At 39.7% G+C, this 21,922-nt stretch carries 20 protein-coding genes and 1 riboswitch; of the genes, 15 read left to right on the top strand and 5 right to left on the bottom strand.

The window, feature by feature from the left end; translation table 11 throughout:
- The first annotated feature begins 176 nt into the window (after positions 1-176).
- Positions 177-1,193: a 23S rRNA (adenine(1618)-N(6))-methyltransferase RlmF gene (gene rlmF / locus C9J48_RS11295; RefSeq protein ID WP_036803011.1), complete on the top strand. Its 1,017-nt coding sequence runs from the start codon at positions 177-179 to the stop codon at positions 1,191-1,193.
- A gap of 73 nt (positions 1,194-1,266) precedes the next feature.
- Here rlmF and C9J48_RS11290 read toward each other — a convergent pair whose 3' ends face one another.
- Complete coding sequence (locus tag C9J48_RS11290) at positions 1,267-2,217, bottom strand: LysR family transcriptional regulator (RefSeq protein WP_006229683.1); 951 nt, start codon at positions 2,215-2,217, stop codon at positions 1,267-1,269.
- 136 nt (positions 2,218-2,353) lie between these two features.
- Here C9J48_RS11290 and C9J48_RS11285 point away from each other — a divergent pair, with 136 nt between their 5' ends.
- A complete protein-coding gene (locus tag C9J48_RS11285; RefSeq protein ID WP_006229684.1) occupies positions 2,354-3,166 on the top strand; it encodes an enoyl-CoA hydratase/isomerase family protein in 813 nt (270 codons plus the stop codon).
- 188 nt (positions 3,167-3,354) lie between these two features.
- Positions 3,355-3,927, top strand: coding sequence for a DUF3833 domain-containing protein (locus tag C9J48_RS11280; protein ID WP_006229685.1), 573 nt, complete (start codon positions 3,355-3,357; stop codon positions 3,925-3,927).
- Positions 3,928-4,004: 77 nt separating this feature from the next.
- Here the strand turns inward: C9J48_RS11280 and C9J48_RS11275 are convergent, their stop codons facing one another.
- Positions 4,005-5,651 carry an ATP-dependent endonuclease gene (locus C9J48_RS11275; protein ID WP_006229686.1) on the bottom strand — a complete coding sequence of 549 codons (1,647 nt, stop codon included), beginning with the start codon at positions 5,649-5,651 and terminating at the stop codon, positions 4,005-4,007.
- 177 nt (positions 5,652-5,828) lie between these two features.
- On the opposite strand from C9J48_RS11275, the gene C9J48_RS11270 reads away from it, so the two are divergent.
- Entirely contained in the window at positions 5,829-6,224 is a 396-nt protein-coding gene (locus C9J48_RS11270) for a VOC family protein (protein WP_006229687.1), read from the top strand.
- Between the two features lie 93 nt (positions 6,225-6,317).
- On the opposite strand, the gene C9J48_RS11265 is transcribed toward C9J48_RS11270, so the two are convergent.
- Entirely contained in the window at positions 6,318-7,037 is a 720-nt protein-coding gene (locus C9J48_RS11265; RefSeq protein ID WP_006229688.1) for a YeeE/YedE thiosulfate transporter family protein, read from the bottom strand.
- 511 nt (positions 7,038-7,548) lie between these two features.
- Here C9J48_RS11265 and C9J48_RS11260 point away from each other — a divergent pair.
- Positions 7,549-9,309: a bifunctional metallophosphatase/5'-nucleotidase gene (locus C9J48_RS11260; RefSeq protein WP_036802671.1), complete on the top strand. Its 1,761-nt coding sequence runs from the start codon at positions 7,549-7,551 to the stop codon at positions 9,307-9,309.
- 223 nt (positions 9,310-9,532) lie between these two features.
- A complete protein-coding gene (locus tag C9J48_RS11255; protein WP_006229690.1) occupies positions 9,533-10,195 on the top strand; it encodes a CatB-related O-acetyltransferase in 663 nt (220 codons plus the stop codon).
- A 393-nt stretch (positions 10,196-10,588) separates the two neighbouring features.
- Here C9J48_RS11255 and ribB read toward each other — a convergent pair whose 3' ends face one another.
- Both ribB and C9J48_RS11245 read right to left on the bottom strand, forming a co-directional pair.
- A complete protein-coding gene (ribB, locus tag C9J48_RS11250; protein ID WP_006229692.1) occupies positions 10,589-11,272 on the bottom strand; it encodes a 3,4-dihydroxy-2-butanone-4-phosphate synthase in 684 nt (227 codons plus the stop codon).
- 145 nt (positions 11,273-11,417) lie between these two features.
- Positions 11,418-11,603, bottom strand: a riboswitch (FMN riboswitch).
- 98 nt (positions 11,604-11,701) lie between these two features.
- Complete coding sequence (locus C9J48_RS11245) at positions 11,702-12,643, bottom strand: hypothetical protein (RefSeq protein WP_036802673.1); 942 nt, start codon at positions 12,641-12,643, stop codon at positions 11,702-11,704.
- Positions 12,644-12,928: 285 nt separating this feature from the next.
- On the opposite strand from C9J48_RS11245, the gene C9J48_RS11240 reads away from it, so the two are divergent.
- The 9 genes from C9J48_RS11240 to C9J48_RS11200 all read left to right on the top strand — a co-directional run bounded on the left by C9J48_RS11240 (position 12,929) and on the right by C9J48_RS11200 (position 21,915).
- The gene (locus tag C9J48_RS11240; protein ID WP_006229694.1) at positions 12,929-13,120 is read left to right on the top strand and encodes a hypothetical protein; all 192 of its coding nucleotides are present in this window, start codon (positions 12,929-12,931) and stop codon (positions 13,118-13,120) included.
- 276 nt (positions 13,121-13,396) lie between these two features.
- On the top strand, positions 13,397-13,678 hold the full coding sequence (locus tag C9J48_RS11235; protein ID WP_006229695.1) for an HlyU family transcriptional regulator: 282 nt from the start codon (positions 13,397-13,399) through the stop codon (positions 13,676-13,678).
- A 410-nt stretch (positions 13,679-14,088) separates the two neighbouring features.
- Positions 14,089-15,645 carry a Re/Si-specific NAD(P)(+) transhydrogenase subunit alpha gene (pntA, locus tag C9J48_RS11230; protein WP_006229696.1) on the top strand — a complete coding sequence of 519 codons (1,557 nt, stop codon included), beginning with the start codon at positions 14,089-14,091 and terminating at the stop codon, positions 15,643-15,645.
- Between the two features lie 10 nt (positions 15,646-15,655).
- A complete protein-coding gene (pntB, locus tag C9J48_RS11225) occupies positions 15,656-17,032 on the top strand; it encodes a Re/Si-specific NAD(P)(+) transhydrogenase subunit beta (RefSeq protein WP_006229697.1) in 1,377 nt (458 codons plus the stop codon).
- 217 nt (positions 17,033-17,249) lie between these two features.
- Entirely contained in the window at positions 17,250-18,689 is a 1,440-nt protein-coding gene (gene vxrA / locus C9J48_RS11220; RefSeq protein ID WP_036803014.1) for a sensor histidine kinase VxrA, read from the top strand.
- Positions 18,664-19,323, top strand: coding sequence for a response regulator transcription factor (locus tag C9J48_RS11215; protein WP_006229699.1), 660 nt, complete (start codon positions 18,664-18,666; stop codon positions 19,321-19,323). The genes vxrA and C9J48_RS11215 overlap by 26 nt, the downstream gene beginning before the upstream one ends.
- Before the next feature lie 29 nt (positions 19,324-19,352).
- Positions 19,353-20,222 (top strand): DUF2861 family protein, encoded by an 870-nt coding sequence (locus C9J48_RS11210; protein WP_107281120.1) that lies wholly within the window; start codon positions 19,353-19,355, stop codon positions 20,220-20,222.
- Between the two features lie 228 nt (positions 20,223-20,450).
- On the top strand, positions 20,451-21,656 hold the full coding sequence (locus C9J48_RS11205; RefSeq protein ID WP_181320807.1) for an NnrS family protein: 1,206 nt from the start codon (positions 20,451-20,453) through the stop codon (positions 21,654-21,656).
- A gap of 70 nt (positions 21,657-21,726) precedes the next feature.
- The gene (locus C9J48_RS11200; RefSeq protein ID WP_006229703.1) at positions 21,727-21,915 is read left to right on the top strand and encodes a YoaH family protein; all 189 of its coding nucleotides are present in this window, start codon (positions 21,727-21,729) and stop codon (positions 21,913-21,915) included.
- Positions 21,916-21,922: the final 7 nt, after the last annotated feature.

The following is a 21,922-nucleotide window of genomic DNA, read 5'->3' as shown; positions in this document are numbered from 1 at the left end:
TGGAATAAGATAGTAGTGAGTCGCTTTTCATCAAATAAACGTGTTTGTAATAAAGAATCTCCTTAGATTCATTTGAAACAGGTACAATGACAACATTATTGAAGTGTTCAGCTTCGACGCTAAATTCGGATTCGATTCGGATGTTATGCGAACCTTATGTTCCATTGGTAAATGTAATGACTCAAAAGAAAAACAAACCAACACAGAAGAAAAAAGGGTTACACCCGCGTAACCCTCATAGTCAACGTTATGATTTTGATGCGTTGATATTAAGTTGCCCTGATTTAGCGCTGTTTGTGGCTGAAAATCAATTCGGTGATCTGTCTGTTGATTTTTCCGATCCTGCAGCTGTAAAAATGTTAAACAAAGCATTACTGCATCATTTTTATAACGTCGAAAATTGGGACATTCCCCCTGGTTACTTGTGTCCACCTATTCCTGGTCGTGCTGACTATATTCACCATATTGCGGATTTATTAGCGAAGTCTAACGAAGGCGTTATTCCTCAAGGTAAGCACATTAATGGCTTAGATATTGGCATGGGCGCGAATTGCGTTTATCCGATCATTGGTCATCGAGCTTATGGTTGGCGTTTTGTTGGCTCAGATGTTGATGCGTTATCAATAAAATCTGCAAAATTTATTGTTGAATCTAATCGTTCGTTAGCGGGTGGCATTAAATGCCGATTACAGAAAAAGTCGGATAATATCTATACCGGCATAATCAATGCTAACGATATCTTTGATTTCACTATGTGTAATCCACCGTTTCATGCTTCATTAGAAGAAGCAATGGCGGGATCTGAACGTAAGGTACGTAACCTTAGTGCGAATACGCACAAGAAAGGCAGCAACAAAAAAGCCGAACTTTTTGCCAAGAGTAATACCAACAAACCTATTTTAAATTTTGGTGGTCAAAAAGCGGAACTATGGTGCCCAGGTGGTGAGGCTGCATTTATTCAGCGTATGATAACCGAGAGCTCAGATAAGCCAGAAAATTGCTTCTGGTATTCGACATTAGTATCTAAGAAAGAAAACTTACCAGCGCTTTATAAAGCCTTAAAGCAAGTGAACGCTGTTGATGTTCGTACCATTGATATGGCACAAGGGCAAAAAGTGACCCGAGTAGTGGCATGGACATTCCTATCGAAAGAACAACAAACACAATGGCGTGAAGAACGCTGGAGTGCGTAAGACGTTAAACTGAAAAGCGGGTCTTAACGACTCGTTTTTCAATTGTGAGCCTGTTCACTTTGATTGTTCGACTCTATTTCGTTTGCCCGTACATCTTATCAAAATTAGGAATATGATTTTCCCAGCTTGGTATATCTTCACCTATTATGGATTTTAGCGTATCGATGAACAATTTAGTTTTTATAGGGGCATCTCTGTGAGGATATACGGCGTAAAACGTACCGAAATCATCTAAATGAAGCTGCGTCATTATCGGTATAAGTTTACCTTCCAATATTTCGTTTTCTATCATTTGCGCGGTTACTACGGCTAACATGTTTCCGGCTACCGCTGTTTTCGTGATCATTTCAACATCATTAACTTTATACGCAACATTCAATTGAAGTTTTTTGCTTTCTTTGTTGCTATCGAAGTAAGTGAATTTATCGATTAAAAGCCCCGGAGCGGCATAAACAGCAGCAGGTAATGCTTCTAATTGTTCTATTGTTTTAATTTCTCCGTGTTTTTCAATGAACTCTGGGGAGGCGACAATTAATAACCTGTTACGAGCCACTTTTCTGATAATAAGACTAGAATTTTTCGGCTTGCCAATACGAAAACCAATATCAAACCCTTCACTGACCATATCCATAAATCGATCTTCTAAACGTAATTCAACATCTACCTCAGGGTATTGCTGCTGAAATGCCAATACTGCTTGTTGAACATATTGGCGACCAAACATGGCTGAGCTGGTGATGCGCAATATGCCTTTGGGTTCAGAGTGATAATTCTGTGCCAGGCGGTGAGTATCATTTAACAAGTTTCGTAATAATTTGGCTTGGTTGACTATTTCATTACCAGCAGCGGTTAAGGAAAGTGACCGAGTTGTTCTATTTAATAAACGAACACCAAGTTCACCCTCTAAGCGACTTATATGCTTCGAGATAACAGATCTATCTACATTTCTTTGTTCAGATACGTTAGTAAAAGAACCGAGTTCAATCACTTCAAGTAGTAGTAATAATCGACTAGAAAAATCCATACTTACCCTTTGGTGTTTTATTAGCACCAATATCATGCCAATTCGAGTGTTTTTCTTATCTTATACTAAACCTATACTTTGTACATATTGAGGGCTTGAACTGATAAAGCCTATTTAAGCAAGTGAGGAAAATTACATGAGTAAGTTATCAATTACTAATAACAATGGCATCGCAACGGTTACGATGAATAACCCACCAGTAAACGTGCTAACGATTGATCTTATCAATGAGCTTAATGCATTTGTTTTATCACTAAAGGATAATCGTGATACAAAAGTGGTGGTATTTAAATCACTTCATGCTGAATTCTTTTTAGCTCACTTGGATCTGAATGTGATCAATGGTACTCAAGGTGGGCAAGCTGCATCAATTGAATTTAATCACATGATTGCCAATATTAAGACGATGAAACAGGTATCTGTTGCAGTGGTTGATGGCGTGGCGCGTGGGGGCGGTAATGAGTTTGTGATGGCTTGTGATTTAGCTTATGGCACTGAAAACTCTGCGTTTGCTCAGCCAGAAATTCATGTGAATATCCCAACGGGTGGTCAAGGCGCTGTACAGTTTGCTAGACGACTTGGTAAAAACAAAGCGTTACAAGCACTGCTTCTTGGCAATGATTTCACGGCTCAGCAAGCAGAAGCGTTAAATATTATTACTCAGTATGTACCTAAAGCGGAGATGGATGGATTTTTAGCTCAGACTCTTGGGGTTATTAGCCAGTTAGAAGTACGTGATATCGTGATGTACAAAGCGATCATCGAAGCTTCAATCAAAGATGAGAATGCAGGGGCAGAATTAGAATTACGCTATTTCCTTGAACGTGCGAAAGAAGATAAGACCCAAGCCATCATCGGGGCGTTTCTAAAGCACGGCGGACAAACCGATCGTGAAGCAAAAGATATGCAAGATATCTTTATGGATACAGCTGCGGACCTGTCGGAATAAGTCCAATTTCAGCATTTTAAAGGTAGCTGCACATAAAGATTGTGGTTGTCTTTACTGGATATAACTCGGGCTATGGAAAAATACGGCATTTTATTACCTTTGAATATATTAACTGTAAATTGAGAACGCGATTATTCGAAGATACTTCATAATTAACTAATCAATACCGCCATATTGAAAGGAATTTTATGCCCTCTAATTCTATCCAGCTATTCCATAATAAAATGAAAAGTCGATTCATTGTAGTACTAAGCCTGTGCTTTGTACTATTGGGGTGCTCGACGTCTGTACAGGAATACAAAGAGAATACGCCAGCGTTTAATTTGTTTGAATACTTTGAAGGTGATGTACTGGCATGGGGAATGGTGCAAGATTTCAATGGGAAGCTAACACGTCGTTTTGATGTAAAAATACGAGGGGTAGTGAAGGGCGATCTTTTAACCCTAAAGGAAGACTTTATTTATGATGATGGTGAAAAACAACAAAGGATATGGAAAATAACCCGTAATAAAGACGGTACGTATACAGGAGAAGCTGATGATGTGGTTGGGCAAGCGACAGGGGTGGTTGCGGGTAACGCGTTAAATTGGCAATATTCACTGCGCCTTCCTGTTGATGGTTCGGCTTATAACATTGCTTTTGATGATTGGATGTATCGCCATGATAAAACCCATGTATTCAATATTGCAGAAATGCGAAAGTGGGGCTTTGGTGTCGGTAAAGTGACGTTATTTTTTGAAAAGCAAGATGTTGTAGAATAGCGATACTTAATGATTAAGAGATAAAATAGAGCCCAAATGCCAGATAGCACTTACTAGGCTCTATTCATTAAGGTGATTCACCCCATTCCACGAGACATGGCCACGATACGTTTTAATGTCCAACGTATAAGTAATGGGATTTTTTCTATATCAGACTCATCGGTGTATTTTACGATCGCGAGCGCAACATCAGGTTTTGCGTAACGCTTTAGTGCGCGAGATATGATTTTTTGAGGGGGAATCGGTGTATCAGATTTGACATGAGCTAAGTCTCTAAACATTTGCTCATAGCCATGGTGATAAAGGAAATATTCTATATCGCGATTAGGCAAAATAGTTAAACGGTGTCGTTCAGCATCATTGCCTAGTAAGTTCTTTACCGTCTCGCCGTATTTTCGGCCAGCGGCATCACCATCTGCCACTAAATGCCATTCAATACCCATCAAACGAGCAATTTTGATTAAAGGTTTTAACCCACTTTGGGCAAACTCGATAACTTGTACGCCTTCTGCGGCGAGGTTATAGCCACAGATTCGTGCTAGTTCGTTAAATAGCCATACTTCTGTCTCTCCCTCGACTAATAACCATGCACGAGCAAAGAGTGCACTAGGGCGGTGAAGGCGTACATGAAATGAGATCCGGCGTTCTTCATCGCGTGAAAGAGAACTCTTATTGAGAGCAAAAACCTGTGTTCTATCTGGTTGGCGGATCAACTTCTTAATAGAACCGAGAGGCACGATCGATAAAAGATCGGGGCTGTTCGTTGTTAGGATCTTTTGCATGGGCATACTGTCAACGAATGTCCATGCCTGATGTAATACTGTTGGATGCAAACGACCTTCAGGATCCTCTAAGATCATAATTGGGCGAGAAATACGTTTTAATTCTACAGGCCCTCTTGCACGTATATACGCATTTAATAAGCCCATTAAGACAAGACGACTTTGTTTAGACATTTGAGGCTGAGTCAGTTGTTCTAAAGGGTTTTCGCCATATTGGCTGTAGCTTGGGAAGTGAGCACGGTTAAAGTGGCTCGATCTATTATGAGGGGTAAAAGCAAAGTAATGGTCAACAAGCGTGCGTAGGGCGTTCACACTACTTTTTAGTTCACCTGAATTGACATGACCGGGCTGTGTCATTAAACGCCGACAGGTATTATCTAGACGACGCTCAATACGTAATTTTTGGGCTTGTTCATCAGAATGTTGTATTGCCTGTTCTAGCGTTTCATCACGTAACCGTCGTGCATCTCTAATTCGTACAACAGGGTGAAGAATCATTAAGTGCTTAACAAGTTTATCTGTATCTTCACACGCTATTTTTGTTCCGTTGCGATCTAAAAAGAAACGCTCCGTTGTTACTTTATCGTCTTGGTTTGTGGCACTGAGTTGATAATATAAGTGCTTAATGCCTTCACGAGTAACCCAAGCAGGAGAGAATGCTTTGTATCTTCTTGCTTTATGTTCTCCAGCGAAATCTTCCTTCCAGTGTAAGACTATTTGAAGGTTTGTGTGTTTTTCATGCCCAAGTGCGTAGTCAACATGAAAATCCGAAAATTTAAATGTGTAGAATTCGATATTAACTGCAAGTGCAATACTTAATGCATCAAGGAGTGATGATTTACCCCAAGCATTTTCACCAATTAGTACGCTTAATTGGTTGAAAGACAGTGACAGGCGTTTAATGCCTCGAAAACCAGAAACTTCAATACGTTCTAAATGCATAGCTCACCTTTGACGTTGAATGGCACATTATCATCAAGATATGCTCTATTAGATTACAGCACCTTGTAATGGAATTTGCCTGTTGTGCTCACAGATTGGTATCATCTTGCTAAAATAAGGTGCTTCTTCAATTGCTTATAGTAGAAGCTAATAAAATGAAATGACCGGAGATGTCAGATGGCTAAAATAATTCACTCAATGATTCGTGTTATTGATCTAGATAAATCGTTAACTTTTTACAAAGAGGCGTTAGATCTTGATATTGCTAAACGTTTAGACTTTGATGGGTTTAGCTTAGTCTACCTACGCAATGAAGAAAACGACATGGAGATTGAACTAACCTGGAATGCAGATACAGAAGAGGCGTATACGCACGGTACGGGTTATGGGCATATTGCTGTAGCTGTTGACGATCTTGAACTTGAACATAAAAAACTGACCGATCATGGCTATCAGCCTGCTGAAATTAAAGAATTTATCCGTGATGGCCAATTACTGGCGAAGTTCTTCTTTGTTCAAGACCCCGACGGTTACAAAATTGAGTTCTTACTGCGTCATGGCCACTATCAATAAGCAGTCAGGCTAGATTCGTTAAAAGGCGGCTTAATGTCGCCTTTGTACTCGTTAATGATTATTAGTGCTTATAAGTCTTTGTGTTTATGTGATTTAGCTTACACGAGGCTGAGTTAATCGCTGCTTGGCCTTTCGTAACATCATGCCTGTTATTATGCCAATTACCATGCTGAATATGGTAACAGCGCCTGCTGGCGAGAAAGACGGTAGGGCTATCAACAATTGTGAATCATTGCCACCGAGCGCGAGTGACGCGCCTATCCCCATAATCAACCCTGCGATTAAGTGTTTAGCGAGTTGAATGGGGCGTAATTGAAATTCACTCAATGCTAAACGCTTTTTAGCGCCTAATGCCATACCAAGAACTAAGCTCGCAATGATTAAATAGCGTTGAATGGAAGGCCATCGACTAGACTCACCATGTATTAAAGCGGCTGTTATGTCTTTGAGTAATTGGCTAGGCGCCCATTCAGGTACCAATGAAGTCAGCAAACTCGCGATTATCCCAAATAATACGATCCCCAGTAATATAGGGCGTCTGTTGACAGGGATTCTGAACATGATGATAGCGATCAGTATAAATAAGATAAACATGACGGTTACCGATGGGCTTTGTACTGGAGAGAGCTCACTGTAAGAAAGGGCTATTGATGTTGAAGCTAACAAGCACCAACCTATTATCCACCCCAGAAGGGTTGCAAACATGTGAAATTGCCCCTTAGCAAGCTTTGATATTGTTGATACCGAGCAACCCTTATTGATCGCGGCACCAAGCCCAAATAAAAAACCGCCTAACATAAACGGTAATGTCACCGAGTGTCTTCTCATTGGAGTACTGAACGATATTTCCTCTGCACTTGGGCTAATTAACCAAAACCAAAAACCGCAGCAAATGATAGTTATTAGAAAGCCGGGCCGCTTGGCTAATAATTCCTGTACTCCTCTTACCATACATAACCCAGTTCTTTGAGCAAGAAAGCCAACAAGAAAAACAAGAAGGATGGGAAGTATGTAAGAGAGCATAAAGCAGCCCATTAATTATGTATGTCTATTAAATATAATCGTTCATACGTAAAGTGTGGGAAATGCTCATTTGATAAGAAATAGGAAAATTGGAATGATTCATGAATGGAAATAAGAAAGATTGTGTTATATTTGCTGCCTGTCACGTTTTGTATGTCTTGTTGATCATCTCTTAACTAAGAACTGTGATTTTTATCTGCAGCAGTAAATGCCTTCTTCGTTTGTTTATCAACGCTCATTCTTACTGTTACACCAGAACGTGGCTGTATTTTATTTCCGAAATGGAGAGCATCGATTACTTATGACTAAACACCGTACCGCAAAAATTACTTTTGCCCATATCAATGACACTCACTCACATTTCGAGCCTTCTTCAATATCGCTAACGCTTCCAACTAGCACACTTGATACTGAAACATCTGTTTATGCAAGTTGTGGTGGTTTCTCTCGTATTTCATCTGCGGTAAAAGAAGCTAAAAGTCATGCATACTTAAAAGAACGTGAGTTTATGTTCTTGCATGCTGGTGATTGTTTTCAGGGCACTTTGTATTTCTCATTGTATAAAGGCCTTGCGAATGCTGAATTACTCAATGCTATAGGTGTTGAAGCCATGGCGTTGGGCAATCATGAGCTAGATATGGGTAATGGCATTGTTGCTGATTTTCTAGATTGTACTGACTTCCCTATGCTGGTGGCTAATTGGGATCTATCGCAAGAAGATCAATCTAAGCCTAATACCTTGCGTGATAAGCATAACGTATACGCCTATGATGCCAATAATGATGTTGGTCGTTATATTGTGAAAGATGTCGATGGCGAACCCGTAGCTATTTTTGGTTTAGCTATTGAAAACATGGCTGGCATTGCGAATCCCGATCCAGATACTTCGTTTAAAAATGTTGTAGAGCTGTCGAATAAAACAATTGATGCAATTCACTACAATGGTATTAATAAGATAGTTATCTTAAGTCACCTAGGTTACGAGCGTGACTTGCTGTTGGCGAAAGAAGTTGACGGTGTCGCGGCGATTATTGGCGGGCATACACATACCATGCAAGGTGATTTCACTAATCTTGGTTACGGCGTAACAGATGAATATGCCAAAGTAATAAATGGTACATGTGTTGTTCAAGCAGGGTGCAACGCACTGGCAATGGGTCAGCTTGAGCTTGATTTTAATGCTGATGGTACTTTAGCTTCAGCGACGGGTAAAAACCAGCTATTACTCGGTCGTCAGTTTACCGTTGATGCAACGCGTACAGAGCACCTTGATACAGATACTCATGATAGAGTGAAACAATTTTTAACAGAGCAATCAAATATTCGATTCTGTGCAAAAGACCCTATCATTGAAAATATTCTGAACATGAAATACCGCCCAGCAGTACGTAAGTTGCAAACTCAGCATATTGCAGAAATAACAGAGCCACTTCGACACGTGCGTATTCCCGATCGCAAGGGAGCTAGTCAAATTGCGCCGCTGGTGGTCAGCAGCTTTGTATGGAAAGCTCGAGAGCTAGGTTTCAATGTTGATTTCGGTATTCATAATGCTGGTGGTGTACGTGCGTCATTAAACCCTGGGCCGATCACTTGCGCAGATGTGTCAGGAAAATTACTGCCATTTGCAATAGGCTTAATGGTTTACCAAGTAAAAGGTAAACGTGTACGACAGGCACTTGAAGGTGCGATAAATAACGCTATTGATAATGGTGTTGAAGGTACAGGGACGGGTAGTTTTCCTTATGTCGCCGATCTTAAATATACATACCGTTGTTGTGCCGAAGAAGGCGCTCGTATAGAAAGCTTACAGGTGCAACAGCAAGGGCAATGGGTAGATCTCGATGATAATGCCGTTTATTCTTCTGTTTCATCCGGTTATACCGCAACAGGGAAAGAAGGTTACAGTGCGCTATTAGATTATGTTGTAGAGCCTCAAGCTGTTAACGTAACGATGGCTGAAGCCTTTGAAGACTATGCCCGTGACATAAAGCAATTGTCAGCACCAACAGAGAAGCTTATATCTTACATTCCTTGTGAATGCGCTCAAGTTGCTGCGAGCTAACTTAATAACAAAATAGAGTATGTAATGCATATTAGTAAACAATACATGCCTTTATTGAATCAACCTCAAGTCAATAAAGCGGCGACATTTTTCTGAACGTAAAATTGTCGCCATTGCCGTTACGCCTGATTATTAAACTGAAATAATAGGGGTAGAACGTTCGATGGTAAATACTCAATATGAATGCAACTAGTACACTAGTTGATATTGGATAAACCATATTATGAATACAAATAAGCACGAAAATAAAAAGCATTGGACTAAAACACAACTGCTAAGTGACGTTGTCACAAATAAAAATGTTATCGTTAAAGGCAAGCATAGCTATTACAGTGACTGCTGGGATGATGGCTTTGAACAGTCGGTTGTTCGTTACCTGTTAGGTGATGAATTAACCTGTAATAGCACGCCTCGTTGGACTGTTGATAAGCTTTATATCGGTAACTATGTGTGTATTGCTGCCGAAGTTGTTATCTTGATGGGGGGGAATCACAATCACCGAACTGATTGGTTTTCACTGTACCCTTTTATGGATCACATCGAAGAATCGTATATCGGTAAAGGTGATACTCATCTAGGTGATGCTTGTTGGCTTGGTATGCGGTCTATGATTATGCCAGGCGTCACTGTTGGCGAAGGTGCGGTTATTGCGGCAAACAGCGTAGTAACAAAAGATGTTGAGCCATACAGCGTAGTAGGGGGTAACCCAGCGAAGCATATTAAGTACCGATTTCCTGAAGAAACGATAGCTAAGTTACTTTCGTTTGATATGTATAATTGGCCTGAAGCGAAATTTGAATCGCTAAAGCCAGTAATATGCAGCTCTGATTTGTCTCAATTAGAAACAGCGATAAAGCAGTATGATTTAGCGTCTACTGTAAAGTAATTGAGCTGTTTTAATCGTCAGAAGCGCCAATAAGCTGGCGCTTTTTTTGATTTTGTAGCGTGTAAAATTGACAGGTTCTTGTTCAGTTCACAGTTTGATCTTTTTTTCAGAAAAATGAATTAAATGCCTAAAGAATAAACGAATAATGTCGTTAATAATCTTAGTAAAGGCATGAAATTTTTATGGAGGAAAGATGAGTAGTGATTGGTTAGATGTTGTTATGGTAACGGGATGGATTTCAGCTTGGGCTGTTCTTATTTATTTGATTCCTGCAGCTGGATTTTAATGAGAGTTTGGAAAAGAAACCTGAAATTAGTATCATTAGCGTCAGACTAAAAAAGCCGAGTAATGATCACTCGGCTTTTTAATACGCACTGATTAGGGGAAATGCAATTAAGCGACTGCCACGTCTTCTTTAGCGTTCGTTGCTGTATTACTTTCTTTTGCTAATCGATATGCAGCAAGATCTTCAATGGTTAATACTGGCATATTAAACTTCTTACCAAACACAATAACTTCAGGCAAACGCGCCATAGTGCCGTCGATATTTGTTAACTCACAAAGCACGCCGTATGGCTTTAGACCAGATAAACGCATTAGATCGATAGTCGCTTCAGTATGTCCACGACGACCAAGTACACCATCAGCGTTAGCTTTAAGAGGGAATACATGACCTGGGTGATTAAGATCTGCTGGTACTGCACCGTCGGCAATCGCTGTTTTGATTGTAGTAACACGATCAGCCGCAGAAACGCCAGTTGTTACGCCTTTTGCCGCTTCAATTGTAACTGTGAAGCCTGTTTCATTTGCGCTAGTATTGTTTTCTACCATCATAGGTAGTTCCAATTGCTTAACACGTTCGTCAGTTAAGCAAAGGCAAACAATACCTGAACATTCACGAATCATAAGCGCCATTTGCTCTGACGTTAATGTTTCTGCAGCAAAAATGATATCGCCTTCGTTTTCACGATCTTCATCGTCAACAACAAGCACACCGCGACCTTCACGGATAGCTGTAAGACCAGCTTCAACGCGTTCAAAAGCCGTACCGTAAGGGGTAAGTAGAGACTGATTCATGGTAATAACTCCAAATTTAAAAAAATTTACCAGAATCAGGGCATAGAAAGGCAGCATTCCGATAAGATCGGAAGAACGACAATAGCTATAGACTTTATTTAAGCCTATAGATACAAATTAGCTCGAGGCAACGTATTGTGCCTCCACTGATCCTCTTTCATCCGGACTATGACCGTCGGCTCTGGACTCATACTTACAGGAAGTATTACACCAGATCTGCTGACCTTATCATTATAAAAAAGATAAGCGCTCGCGGGCTTTTCAGTTAACTCACTATTGAGTGCTCTGAATTACCGCCGGTGGGGAATTGCGCCCCGCCCTGAGAATTCGAACATATATTAGGAAAAACATACTAGAGAGGCAAGTAAAAGCCTCTCGTAAGAGGCATAAGTTTGAACTAAAAGGTTTGTTGATGATTTTATAAGCTATTTATTTCGGTATTTTAACGCTTTGCGTTGATGGTGCTGAAAGGTGTTTAGAGATGGCCCTGACTAATAAAGGTAATGTATAAGTGGGTAACTGGATAGCGCCCATTAATACGATATATTCAGGCCCTAAATATGTACCAGCAACAGTATAGGTGAGAAGAACATTTCGATTAGCTGCAGTAATGGCTGAAAGCAATGAATCGTCTAATCCTTTGTGGCGATAGCACAGAAAGCCAATAAGGAAAAAGAGGGCACACAGTGCAATACCAATTAGCAGGTAGGTTAAACCTAACATAATGGACTGATCAAAAATCGCTCTAAACTCACCCACTAAGCCAAATGGGAAGGTGAATACTAAAATAATGGTTACTTGAGAGAGCTTAGCGTGCGTTCTATGTAGAAGGTCTTTAGGTATAAATCGATAACACATAGCCGAAATCAGCATAGGACCCGCAATGAAAATCATAAGACGTTGTATATAGCTCTGCATATCAAGTGAGACGTTATTATCTTGAAATAATAATAGATTTACATACAACACCGCTGGCATGAGTAGAGTTGAAGCGATAGTCATAGCCATTGCTTTTAATGCATCAAGCCCAACCGATCGTGCAATAGCAGGTGTTGCAAATAAGGAGCCTGTAGCGGCCACTGCTGAAATGGCAAGTAACAATGATGACGATGCGCCAAATAACCCTGCAAGTGAACAGGCTAATATTGAAAGTCCAACAGCATGAAAACTAGCGTAAAGCCATATGTCTAATTGACCGAGCATTTTGATCAGTTCGTTCTGCTTCATACCTATTAACGTAAAAAGCATAAGAAAGAAAAGGATGTAGGGTAAAAAAGGAAAAATCATTGCAGAAGCAGACGGTACAACAAAGCCTAAAATAGCAGCCAGCATCAAAAAAATAGGGGAGTGTTTGGATATAAAAGTGAGCATAAAAAAATCTTTATATTTTAATTGTTACCCCATTGTTACTACAAATGTATGCCAAACACAAATTTATGCTGTTTAAGCTAATTTAACGTTTAAAAGTGGGTAGTTAAGCATTAAAGCTGCAAAAATATTTCTGATTACTGTAGTGAATTTAAAAAGCTGTTAACACATTAGATAATCTAATCTTGTAATGGAGATATTGTCATTATTAGAGTAAAAAATAAGCGGTTATTATTAGCCCAGTTAAGCAACAAACAATAAATAACAAACTAAATTAAAGAGGCAATCATGGCACAGGCTATTAATTTCGACACCATTGCAACACCTAGCGCTTTGGATAAGAAAGCCTATGCGGTTAATATCAAAGGATTGATTGCACACGCAGTAGACATCTTATTCGGTGGTTCAGAAACACCAAAGCAATACAATGTATCTGATTTACCTGTACACCTTCAAAAAGATATCGGTATGTACCGTTAATCGATACGAAAAATAAAGAATTCCTTTAAACACCAGCATTCGCTGGTGTTTTTGTATGTGTGTTAAACACTTCTTCATTAATTGTTAAGTTTAAGTTTACTTTTCTGTTTGCAACATTTTCATACTATTTTTTTTCATTTTCTAATATAGCTTTAATTATTTGTTGCAAGAATATGGCATGATAACTTCAACGTGTTATTAAAGTTTAGCTGGCGTACCAACTTGCTATATATTGTAACGAGATTATCAAGTTAGGTATGAATGGAGATGTATTAAGTGGGCTTTTTTTCTAAACTATTTGGTCTTAATAAAGAACAGAAAATAATTGAAGTAGAACCTGTCGAATATGAAGGTTATTTGATTTACCCAGAGCCTATTTCTGAAGGTGGTCAATTTCGTATAGCGGGTAGAATTTGTAAAGAGATCGATGGTGAAGTGAAAACACATACCTTTATTCGTTCTGATTTGTTGGGTTCACGTCAAGATGCTGAAACATTTATGCTCAATAAAGCGAAAATGTTCATAAAGCAAAATGGTGAAGGAATGTTTGGTCATTAAAACCCTTCACTTAATCATAAAAATAAAATTTAAACATTCGTTTGAATGATTACTCTAAAAAAAATTGTTAGGTTAAGTCATTCTTATTTTATGTACTTATCCTTATTATATAATTTGTTTTAAACAAATAGATCGATTGCTACAAGTGTGGTTTTTGGGCGAAAAGGAGGCTTATAGCGTTATTAGTGGGCATTTGTGTGGTTTTATTGCATAGATTGTTGATTGGTAATGTGGTTTGACCTCTGTCCAGGTGTTAAAAACGTTCTTTTCTTTCCGTTAGAAGGTAACATTCGTTGTTAATTACGACGTTTTTGTTGGGTTTTTTTGTATTTTTCCTACAAAGTGCTTGAAAATACTTTGCGAGTTGGATACAAAATCATTACTTCTATGCCAATGTTCAGGGAATAATAATGCAGATTGGTGTGCCTAAAGAGATATTCGCGAATGAAACGCGAGTTGCTGCTACGCCTAAAACGGTAGAGCAGTTGTTAAAAATGGGGTTCAGCGTTGCTATCGAGCAAAATGCTGGCGTTCTTGCTAGTTTCGGCGATGCAGCTTTTGAAGCTGCGGGTGCGACTATCGTTTCAACTGAAGATGTATGGCAGTCAGATCTTATTCTGAAAGTTAACGCTCCTCAGATTAATGATGAAACTGGTGTTGATGAATTTGATTTGATCAAAGAAGGTGCAAGTATTGCCTGCTTTATCTGGCCTGCTCAAAATAAAGAGTTGCTAGATAAGTTATCAACAAAAAATATCAATGTAATGGCTATGGACTCAGTGCCGCGCATTTCACGTGCTCAAGCGTTGGATGCACTAAGTTCAATGGCTAACATCGCAGGTTATCGTGCTGTTGTTGAAGCTGCTCATGAATTTGGTCGTTTCTTTACAGGGCAGATTACTGCTGCTGGTAAAGTACCACCTGCAAAAGTGTTAGTTGCTGGCGCTGGTGTTGCTGGATTGGCTGCAATCGGTGCTGCTGGTAGTCTTGGTGCAATTGTTCGTTCTTTCGATGTACGTCCTGAAGTTAAGGAACAAGTTGAAAGTATGGGTGCAAGCTTCCTTGAAGTTGATTTCAAAGAAGATACAAGCACTGGTGATGGTTACGCTAAAGAAATGTCAGATGACTTTAATAAAGCAGCCGAGCGTTTATACGCAGAGCAAGCTAAAGATGTTGATATTATCATTACGACAGCACTTATTCCTGGCCGTCCTGCACCGAAGTTGATCACCAAAGAAATGGTTGATTCAATGAAGTCGGGCAGTGTGATTGTCGATTTAGCTGCGGCTAACGGTGGTAACTGTGCTTACACTGAAGCCAATAAAGTTATTACTACGCCAAACGGCGTAAAAGTGATTGGTTATACTGATATGGTAGGTCGTCTTCCGACTCAGTCATCTCAACTTTACGGTACTAACCTTGTTAATCTTCTAAAACTTCTTTGTAAAGAAAAAGACGGTAACATCAACATCGATTTTGAAGATGAAGTGTTACGTGGTCTAACTGTTATTAAAGAAGGTGAAATCACTTGGCCTGCGCCACCAATCAAAGTATCTGCCGCACCTCAACAACCAGCAGCTGAAGTAAAACCTAAAGTTGTCGTTGAAAAAGCGCCAATGTCACCGGTTAAAAAATACGGTTTGATGGCTGCTGGTATTGCTGCATTTGGTTGGATTGCAAATTACGCTCCTGCAGAATTCCTTGCTCACCTAACGGTATTCGTACTGGCATGTGTTGTAGGTTACTACGTAGTATGGAACGTATCTCATGCGCTTCATACTCCTCTTATGTCGGTGACTAATGCAATTTCAGGCATCATCATTGTAGGTGCTGTGTTGCAGGTAAGTCAGGGTAGCAGTTTGGTTACTGTCTTGGCATTCATTGCCGTTCTTATTGCAAGTATCAACATATTTGGTGGCTTTACAGTTACCAAGCGGATGCTTGAAATGTTCCGTAAAGATAAATAAGGAGTAACACATGTCTGCAGGAATCGTACAAGCGGCATATCTAGTTGCTGCGGTACTATTTATCATGTCTCTTGCTGGGCTTTCTAAGCAAGAAACAGCGCGAGCAGGTAACTATTACGGCATCGCGGGTATGGGTATTGCGCTTATAGCGACAATCTTTGGTCCTGACGCTCAAGGTACAGGCTGGATCCTTCTAGCGATGGTTATCGGTGGTTCTATTGGTATCCGTCTTGCTAAGAAAGTTGAAATGACAGAAATGCCAGAGCTGGTTGCTATTCTTCATAGCTTCGTAGGTCTAGCGGCAGTTCTTGTTGGTTTCAATACGTATATTGACCACGGTGAGCTAACGGGTGCACTACTGAATATCCACCTTGTGGAAGTATTCTTAGGTGTATTCATTGGTGCTGTAACCTTCACTGGTTCAATTGTTGCTTTCGGTAAATTGCGTGGAATTATTGACTCTAAGTCATTAATGCTTCCTCATCGCCATAAACTAAACTTAGCTGCGATTGTTATTTCATTCCTTCTAATGCTTCACTTCGTAAACGTTGAAGGTTCTACGTTTGCGCTTGTTGTTGTTACCTTGATTGCATTTGCGTTCGGTTATCACCTAGTTGCTTCAATCGGTGGTGCAGATATGCCCGTTGTTGTTTCAATGCTTAACTCTTACTCGGGTTGGGCTGCGGCAGCAGCAGGTTTCATGCTATCGAACGATCTTCTTATCGTAACGGGTGCATTGGTTGGTTCTTCTGGTGCTATTCTTTCTTACATTATGTGTAAGGCGATGAACCGTTCTTTCATTAGTGTAATTGCAGGCGGCTTCGGTACTAACGTTGTTGCTTCTAGTTCTGATGAAGACCAAGGTGAGCACCACGAAACATCAGCAGAAGAAGTGGCTGAAATGTTGAGTGATGCAAAGTCTGTTGTGATAACTCCTGGATACGGTATGGCTGTTGCTCAAGCACAATACCCTGTTCACGAAATCACAAGTAAGCTGCGTGCCAAAGGTATCAATGTCCGTTTTGGTATTCACCCCGTTGCGGGTCGTCTACCTGGCCACATGAACGTATTGCTTGCAGAAGCAAAAGTACCTTATGATATCGTACTAGAAATGGACGAAATCAATGATGACTTGTCTGAAACAGATGTAGTACTTGTTATTGGCGCGAATGATACGGTTAACCCTGCCGCAATGGATGATCCAAATAGTCCTATCGCAGGTATGCCTGTATTAGAAGTGTGGAACGCAAAGCATGTTATTGTGTTTAAGCGTTCAATGAATACAGGTTACGCGGGTGTTCAAAACCCATTGTTCTTTAAAGAGAACACACAGATGCTATTTGGCGACGCAAAAGAAAGTGTAGATAATATTTCTAAATTTCTTTAATACTGTTAATCGTTAGTAATTAAGAAGGGAGCTAAAGCTCCCTTTTTTTATCTGTTGAAAATGATGACTAACTACCATAAGTCTGTTGTTATAAGCGAATACGTAACGTGATGCTAAAATGTAATGATCAGTGAACGATTATTGATTAAAACGTAACCGCTTTAAAGTATTGACAAATTTATGACATTATAACTATTTTGAATGATAAACTTTAATGATGAAAAAGTACGTATTGTTAGTCTCACTCATATTCTCAGGTTTTAGTTTTGCAGATGTGCAAACTTTACCTGATCGTTTGAATGCTGTGCGTTCAGATTTACTGACAAGTGATCCTCTAGCAACGTACGATTTTAGACAGCTGCAAAGCCAGTACCCGACACCGTTAATTTTATTGTCGAATTTACTACCGCAGTCTGCGAAGTACCCTTTATCTTCAATGAAGCGTCTGTATAAGAACGCACAGACGTGTAAAGGACCATGGCCGGTAAGCCCTTTGGTTACTCAGCCCGTCGTTTTTGTACGAGCACTTTGTAATAACACCGTTTTACCTAGAGGGTGGTTCTCGCGTTCAGGGTATATTCACCCAGGTGGTGGTAGTTACGCTTACCGTTATATAGAAAATCACCCTGAAGATAGTACTGTTTTAATCGATTACTTACACATACAAGAGCGTCAATTGGCACCAACAAACTCGGTGTTAGGGCGTTTACAGCGAATGAGTAATGAAGAGATAAAAGTATTCAATGCGGGTGCTGATTCTTTTATCTCAAATGGCGAGTTATGGGTTCGCAGTGGGAATGAATATCATATTTATGATCAACCGACTTGGTCGGTAGTGTTAAACCGTTATGATATACATTTTAAGCGGTTAAGTAATACTGACTTTTGCTTAGCCAAAAGTGGTAACATTTGTTGGCAAGAAGATGATAAGTCCTATTTAACCTTTTATTTGTTAATTGCTCTATTGGTTGCTAACGTAAGCCTATTGATGGGGTGGATTTTATATCGCTGGCGTATCCGTCGAAGAGCGATGCAAGAAAGAATGTTGGTATTACAGATTTTGACGCACGAACTTCGCACTCCGATAGCAAGTTTAGCAATGACAGTTGAAGGCTTTCGTCGAAATTTTGATTCGTTACCTGAATCTCTTTATGATGAATTTAGGCGATTAACGGAAGATTCTAGACGTTTACGTCAGCTTGCCGAGGCAAGTAAAGATTACCTTCAAGCTAATCAGCAACAGTTAAGTGTTCAGCAGGTCGATTCATTTAATGAATGGCTTGAATATATAAGTGAACCTTATGATGTAAAACTGCTCTTATCAGAAGACAAGAGCGTAAAACTGAATATTTATTGGCTGGGTACATGTATTGATAATTTATTGTCAAATGCCCAGAAATATGGCGATGCGCCAATTACATTAACGTCATCATTCAAAAATGGAAGGTTGATTGTAAGAGTTCAAGATAATGGGCTATTGGGTCCTAAAGATTGGGCTAGATTAAGAAAGCCTTTTGTCAGTGAAAAAGGGCTTGGGCTTGGACTTACAATCGTTGAATCGATGATTCGTAGAATGGGTGGAAGCCTCAAACTTGAAGGTCCACCTACAACGTTTATTTTGGAGATACCGTGTGAATCAAACTCTGCTCTTGGTTGAAGATGACCGCAACCTTGCTGATGGTTTACTCGAAAGCTTAAAGCAATCTGGCTACACATGCTTATATGCTGATTGTGCTAATAAAGTTGCCGATTTATGGCCTGACGCCGATCTTGTTGTATTAGACCGACAATTACCCGAAGGTGATTCATTAGACTTTTTAAGCGGCTGGCTATCGATTAAACATGTTCCTGTTATCCTATTAACTGCCATGGTGTCAGTTACAGATAAAGTAATAGGCTTAGATTCAGGTGCGAAAGATTACTTAACAAAACCTTTTGCAGAAGAGGAGCTTCTTGCTCGCATTCGCTTACACCTTAGAAATGGTAAAGATGATCATTTGGCTGCAAACATCATAACGGTTGGTCAAATATCCATTAATATGGAAAGCCGAGAGGTTAACCATGGTGGTGACACTGTCACGCTAACACGTACCGAGTTTGAATTGCTGGTTTTTCTAGCAAAAAATGCAGGGCGTGTTTTTACCCGTGATGAATTATTAGATCAAGTCTGGGGCTACAATCATTACCCGACGACACGTACTGTCGATACACATATTTTGCAGCTACGCCAGAAATTGATAGGTATAGAGATTGAAACGCTTCGTGGTGTTGGTTACCGGATGAAATCGTAATCTGATACATCAGTTATAATAAGATCCTAATGATTATGAAGAAGCTTTCGATAACGTATTCCGTCTTGTTATTACATTCGGTGCTATACACGCCGGGTGTAATGGCAAAGTGGTTTAATGGGCAAGATTTGTATACTACCTCCCATCAAAGAATACTTGAAGGGAACACATCGGCAGGCTTTGATTCGATAATTCAAGCTTGGCAACAAGCACCAAATATTGAACAACAAGCGAATCTTAATGAATTGCTTGAATTTGCGATCACTGAAGATTGCGGACACAGTCTTGAGCAAAAAGCGTTGCCTAGTTGGTTATCAAAACTGTCTATTCAGCGAGAAGTTATTCAAAATCTCAACCAGGTGATGTTGAAATTATCGATTGTTGGTTTAACGCGAACAAAAATTTCAGAAATAACCTTCACTAAATGGCCTGAAGAGAACATTATCGTCAGTACACCTTCTATCCAAGAGGGCGGGTATTTTTCAGTAGAAGCTCGTCGTTTGGATAAACCTTTAAGTTCAGGTGTTTATAAACTCACCGTTAAAGCTAATGGTGAGAAAGATTGGATTAGTTGGGTTGTTTTATCTGAACCAGTAATAAAACAAAGCCTAGGGTGGAGAGACAGTAAAAATTGGCGTATAGAACAAGAAGGCTTACCTAATCCTGCATGCCCGTCGCGTATTTTATCGATTAATTTATACGATTTAAATGATACGACGTGGACGCCACTTTGGACGGAAGAATTTGATGGTAAACTTCCCACAATATTACCTAAAATTGATGTACCTGATGGACGCTATTGGCTAAGCGTGGGGTTGATTAAAAGTCGCTGGCAGGGTGAAATATCAATATTGGATATTCAGCGTATAACACGACCCGTTGATTATCCGAGTTTTTAATTTTTATATTTAAATGCTCAAACTATCTCAAGATGCTCGCCTGACTCTTGAGATAGCAGGTGATCTTCTGCGAACCTCCCTCCATTTTTATAGAACATTATCATTTCTGTATTTCTGACTATGCTTATAGCGAATTATATAAAGTGAATTATAAACAGGTATTTTAATTACACCTTTAAAGGTGTATCATTTATGCATGTTTATAGTTGTACGAAGTAAGGTTTAGAAATGATGCAGATTTTAGATAACGAAAAAGAACAGCGCATCTTACCCATTTTTCGATTGGCTTTTCGTCCATTCTTTTTAGGTGCAAGTATCTTTTCTGCTATAGCTATGATTATTTGGGCAATTTTTTGGTCAGGTAAAGTAGATGTTTCAATGTTAATGTATGGAAATCCAATTTGGTGGCACAGTCATGAAATGCTGGTTGGCTTTACTGGTGCCATTATCATTGGTTTTTTGCTAACGGCTGTACAAAACTGGACAGGGAGTCCAGGTGTTAGAGGCTGGCCATTAGCGAGTATATTTCTTTTATGGGCAATAGCACGTATTGGTTTGCTCTTTGGTACCGCGAATATCATTTGGATGATCATTGATCTTACATGGGTTCCATTAGCAACGTATTTTTTGGCTAAGCCTCTTATTCTACGTAAACAGTGGAATAACTTGTTTTTTGTACCGCTTTTACTGCTGATGACACTACTTAATGCGTACTTTCATTTTATGGTATTAGGTTTTGTTGATTTTGATTTACGCGGTGTTTCACTTTCTGTTGTCACCGTTATATCTGTGATTGTACTTGTTGTGGGTGGCCGTGTTATCCCATTCTTTACATGGCGAGGTACTGATACCGCTCAAATCACGCGGGTTAATGCAATAGAACTATTGGCGATGATACCAAGTTGGTTATTATTGGCGAATGTTTTACTGCCTATTCCTGATGGGATTAATCAAGTTACGTTACCTGCATTATTTTTTGCTACGGGTTTAACGCATTTGATTCGATTTGTACGCTGGAGAACGTTTCAAACGCTTAAAACACCATTACTTTGGTCTTTACATGCTGCGTATTTGTTTATGATTATTGGTATGTTTATGCTAGGTTTTCACTTCTTAACGGGTGATGTTAGTTACAGTGTAGCGCTGCACTTTATTACTGTTGGTGGCATTGGTTGTATGATTCTTGCAATGATATCAAGAGTGTCGCTTGGGCATACTGGTCGTTCTTTACAGGCTGGTCGCTGGATTATTATTGCATTTTTAGCCTTAATTATTGCAACGCTTGTTCGTACCGTAATCGTTTCACTAGTACCGACAATGATATTGAACAGTTACGTTATTTCAGCTGCTTTATGGGCCGTTGCATTTACCATTTTTAGTATTGTTTATTTTCCAATATTAACTCAACCACGTGTTGATGGACGCCCAGGTTAAGTTAATAAAGTGACAAAATGTAGATTTGCACTTAAAATGTCGATCCGATTGAGATAAGCAGAAAGATAGCATGTTGAATAATACACCTACGCTGAACCACGAAGAGCAACAAATAGCCGCTGACCGTATTCATGATCTCATGGCAAAAGGTCTCAGTAGCGGTGAAGCTATCATGCTTGTTGCTCATGAAATTCGAGAAGCAGACGCTAAAAAACGTGGTGTGCAAGAAGTCGTAGAAATTGAAGACGACGAAGAGTAACACCTGA

The sequence above is a fragment of the Photobacterium profundum genome, from assembly GCF_003026285.1.
Taxonomy (GTDB): domain Bacteria; phylum Pseudomonadota; class Gammaproteobacteria; order Enterobacterales; family Vibrionaceae; genus Photobacterium; species Photobacterium profundum.
Note: the sequence above shows the minus strand (reverse complement) of the source record. Positions and strands in the feature narration are given on the sequence as shown.

Bases quoted from the DNA above. Each gene is read 5' to 3' on its own strand.
- rlmF (WP_036803011.1), top strand. From the start codon at position 177: ATGACTCAAAAGAAAAACAAACCAACACAGAAGAAAAAAGGGTTACAC.
- C9J48_RS11285 (WP_006229684.1), top strand. From the start codon at position 2,354: ATGAGTAAGTTATCAATTACTAATAACAATGGCATCGCAACGGTTACG.
- C9J48_RS11260 (WP_036802671.1), top strand. From the start codon at position 7,549: ATGACTAAACACCGTACCGCAAAAATTACTTTTGCCCATATCAATGAC.
- pntB (WP_006229697.1), top strand. From the start codon at position 15,656: ATGTCTGCAGGAATCGTACAAGCGGCATATCTAGTTGCTGCGGTACTA.
- C9J48_RS11290 (WP_006229683.1), bottom strand. From the start codon at position 2,217: ATGGATTTTTCTAGTCGATTATTACTACTACTTGAAGTGATTGAACTC.
- C9J48_RS11200 (WP_006229703.1), top strand. From the start codon at position 21,727: ATGTTGAATAATACACCTACGCTGAACCACGAAGAGCAACAAATAGCC.
- C9J48_RS11240 (WP_006229694.1), top strand. From the start codon at position 12,929: ATGGCACAGGCTATTAATTTCGACACCATTGCAACACCTAGCGCTTTG.
- C9J48_RS11270 (WP_006229687.1), top strand. From the start codon at position 5,829: ATGGCTAAAATAATTCACTCAATGATTCGTGTTATTGATCTAGATAAA.
- C9J48_RS11205 (WP_181320807.1), top strand. From the start codon at position 20,451: ATGATGCAGATTTTAGATAACGAAAAAGAACAGCGCATCTTACCCATT.
- C9J48_RS11280 (WP_006229685.1), top strand. From the start codon at position 3,355: ATGCCCTCTAATTCTATCCAGCTATTCCATAATAAAATGAAAAGTCGA.
- C9J48_RS11210 (WP_107281120.1), top strand. From the start codon at position 19,353: ATGATTATGAAGAAGCTTTCGATAACGTATTCCGTCTTGTTATTACAT.
- ribB (WP_006229692.1), bottom strand. From the start codon at position 11,272: ATGAATCAGTCTCTACTTACCCCTTACGGTACGGCTTTTGAACGCGTT.
- C9J48_RS11275 (WP_006229686.1), bottom strand. From the start codon at position 5,651: ATGCATTTAGAACGTATTGAAGTTTCTGGTTTTCGAGGCATTAAACGC.
- C9J48_RS11245 (WP_036802673.1), bottom strand. From the start codon at position 12,643: ATGCTCACTTTTATATCCAAACACTCCCCTATTTTTTTGATGCTGGCT.
- pntA (WP_006229696.1), top strand. From the start codon at position 14,089: ATGCAGATTGGTGTGCCTAAAGAGATATTCGCGAATGAAACGCGAGTT.
- vxrA (WP_036803014.1), top strand. From the start codon at position 17,250: ATGAAAAAGTACGTATTGTTAGTCTCACTCATATTCTCAGGTTTTAGT.
- C9J48_RS11255 (WP_006229690.1), top strand. From the start codon at position 9,533: ATGAATACAAATAAGCACGAAAATAAAAAGCATTGGACTAAAACACAA.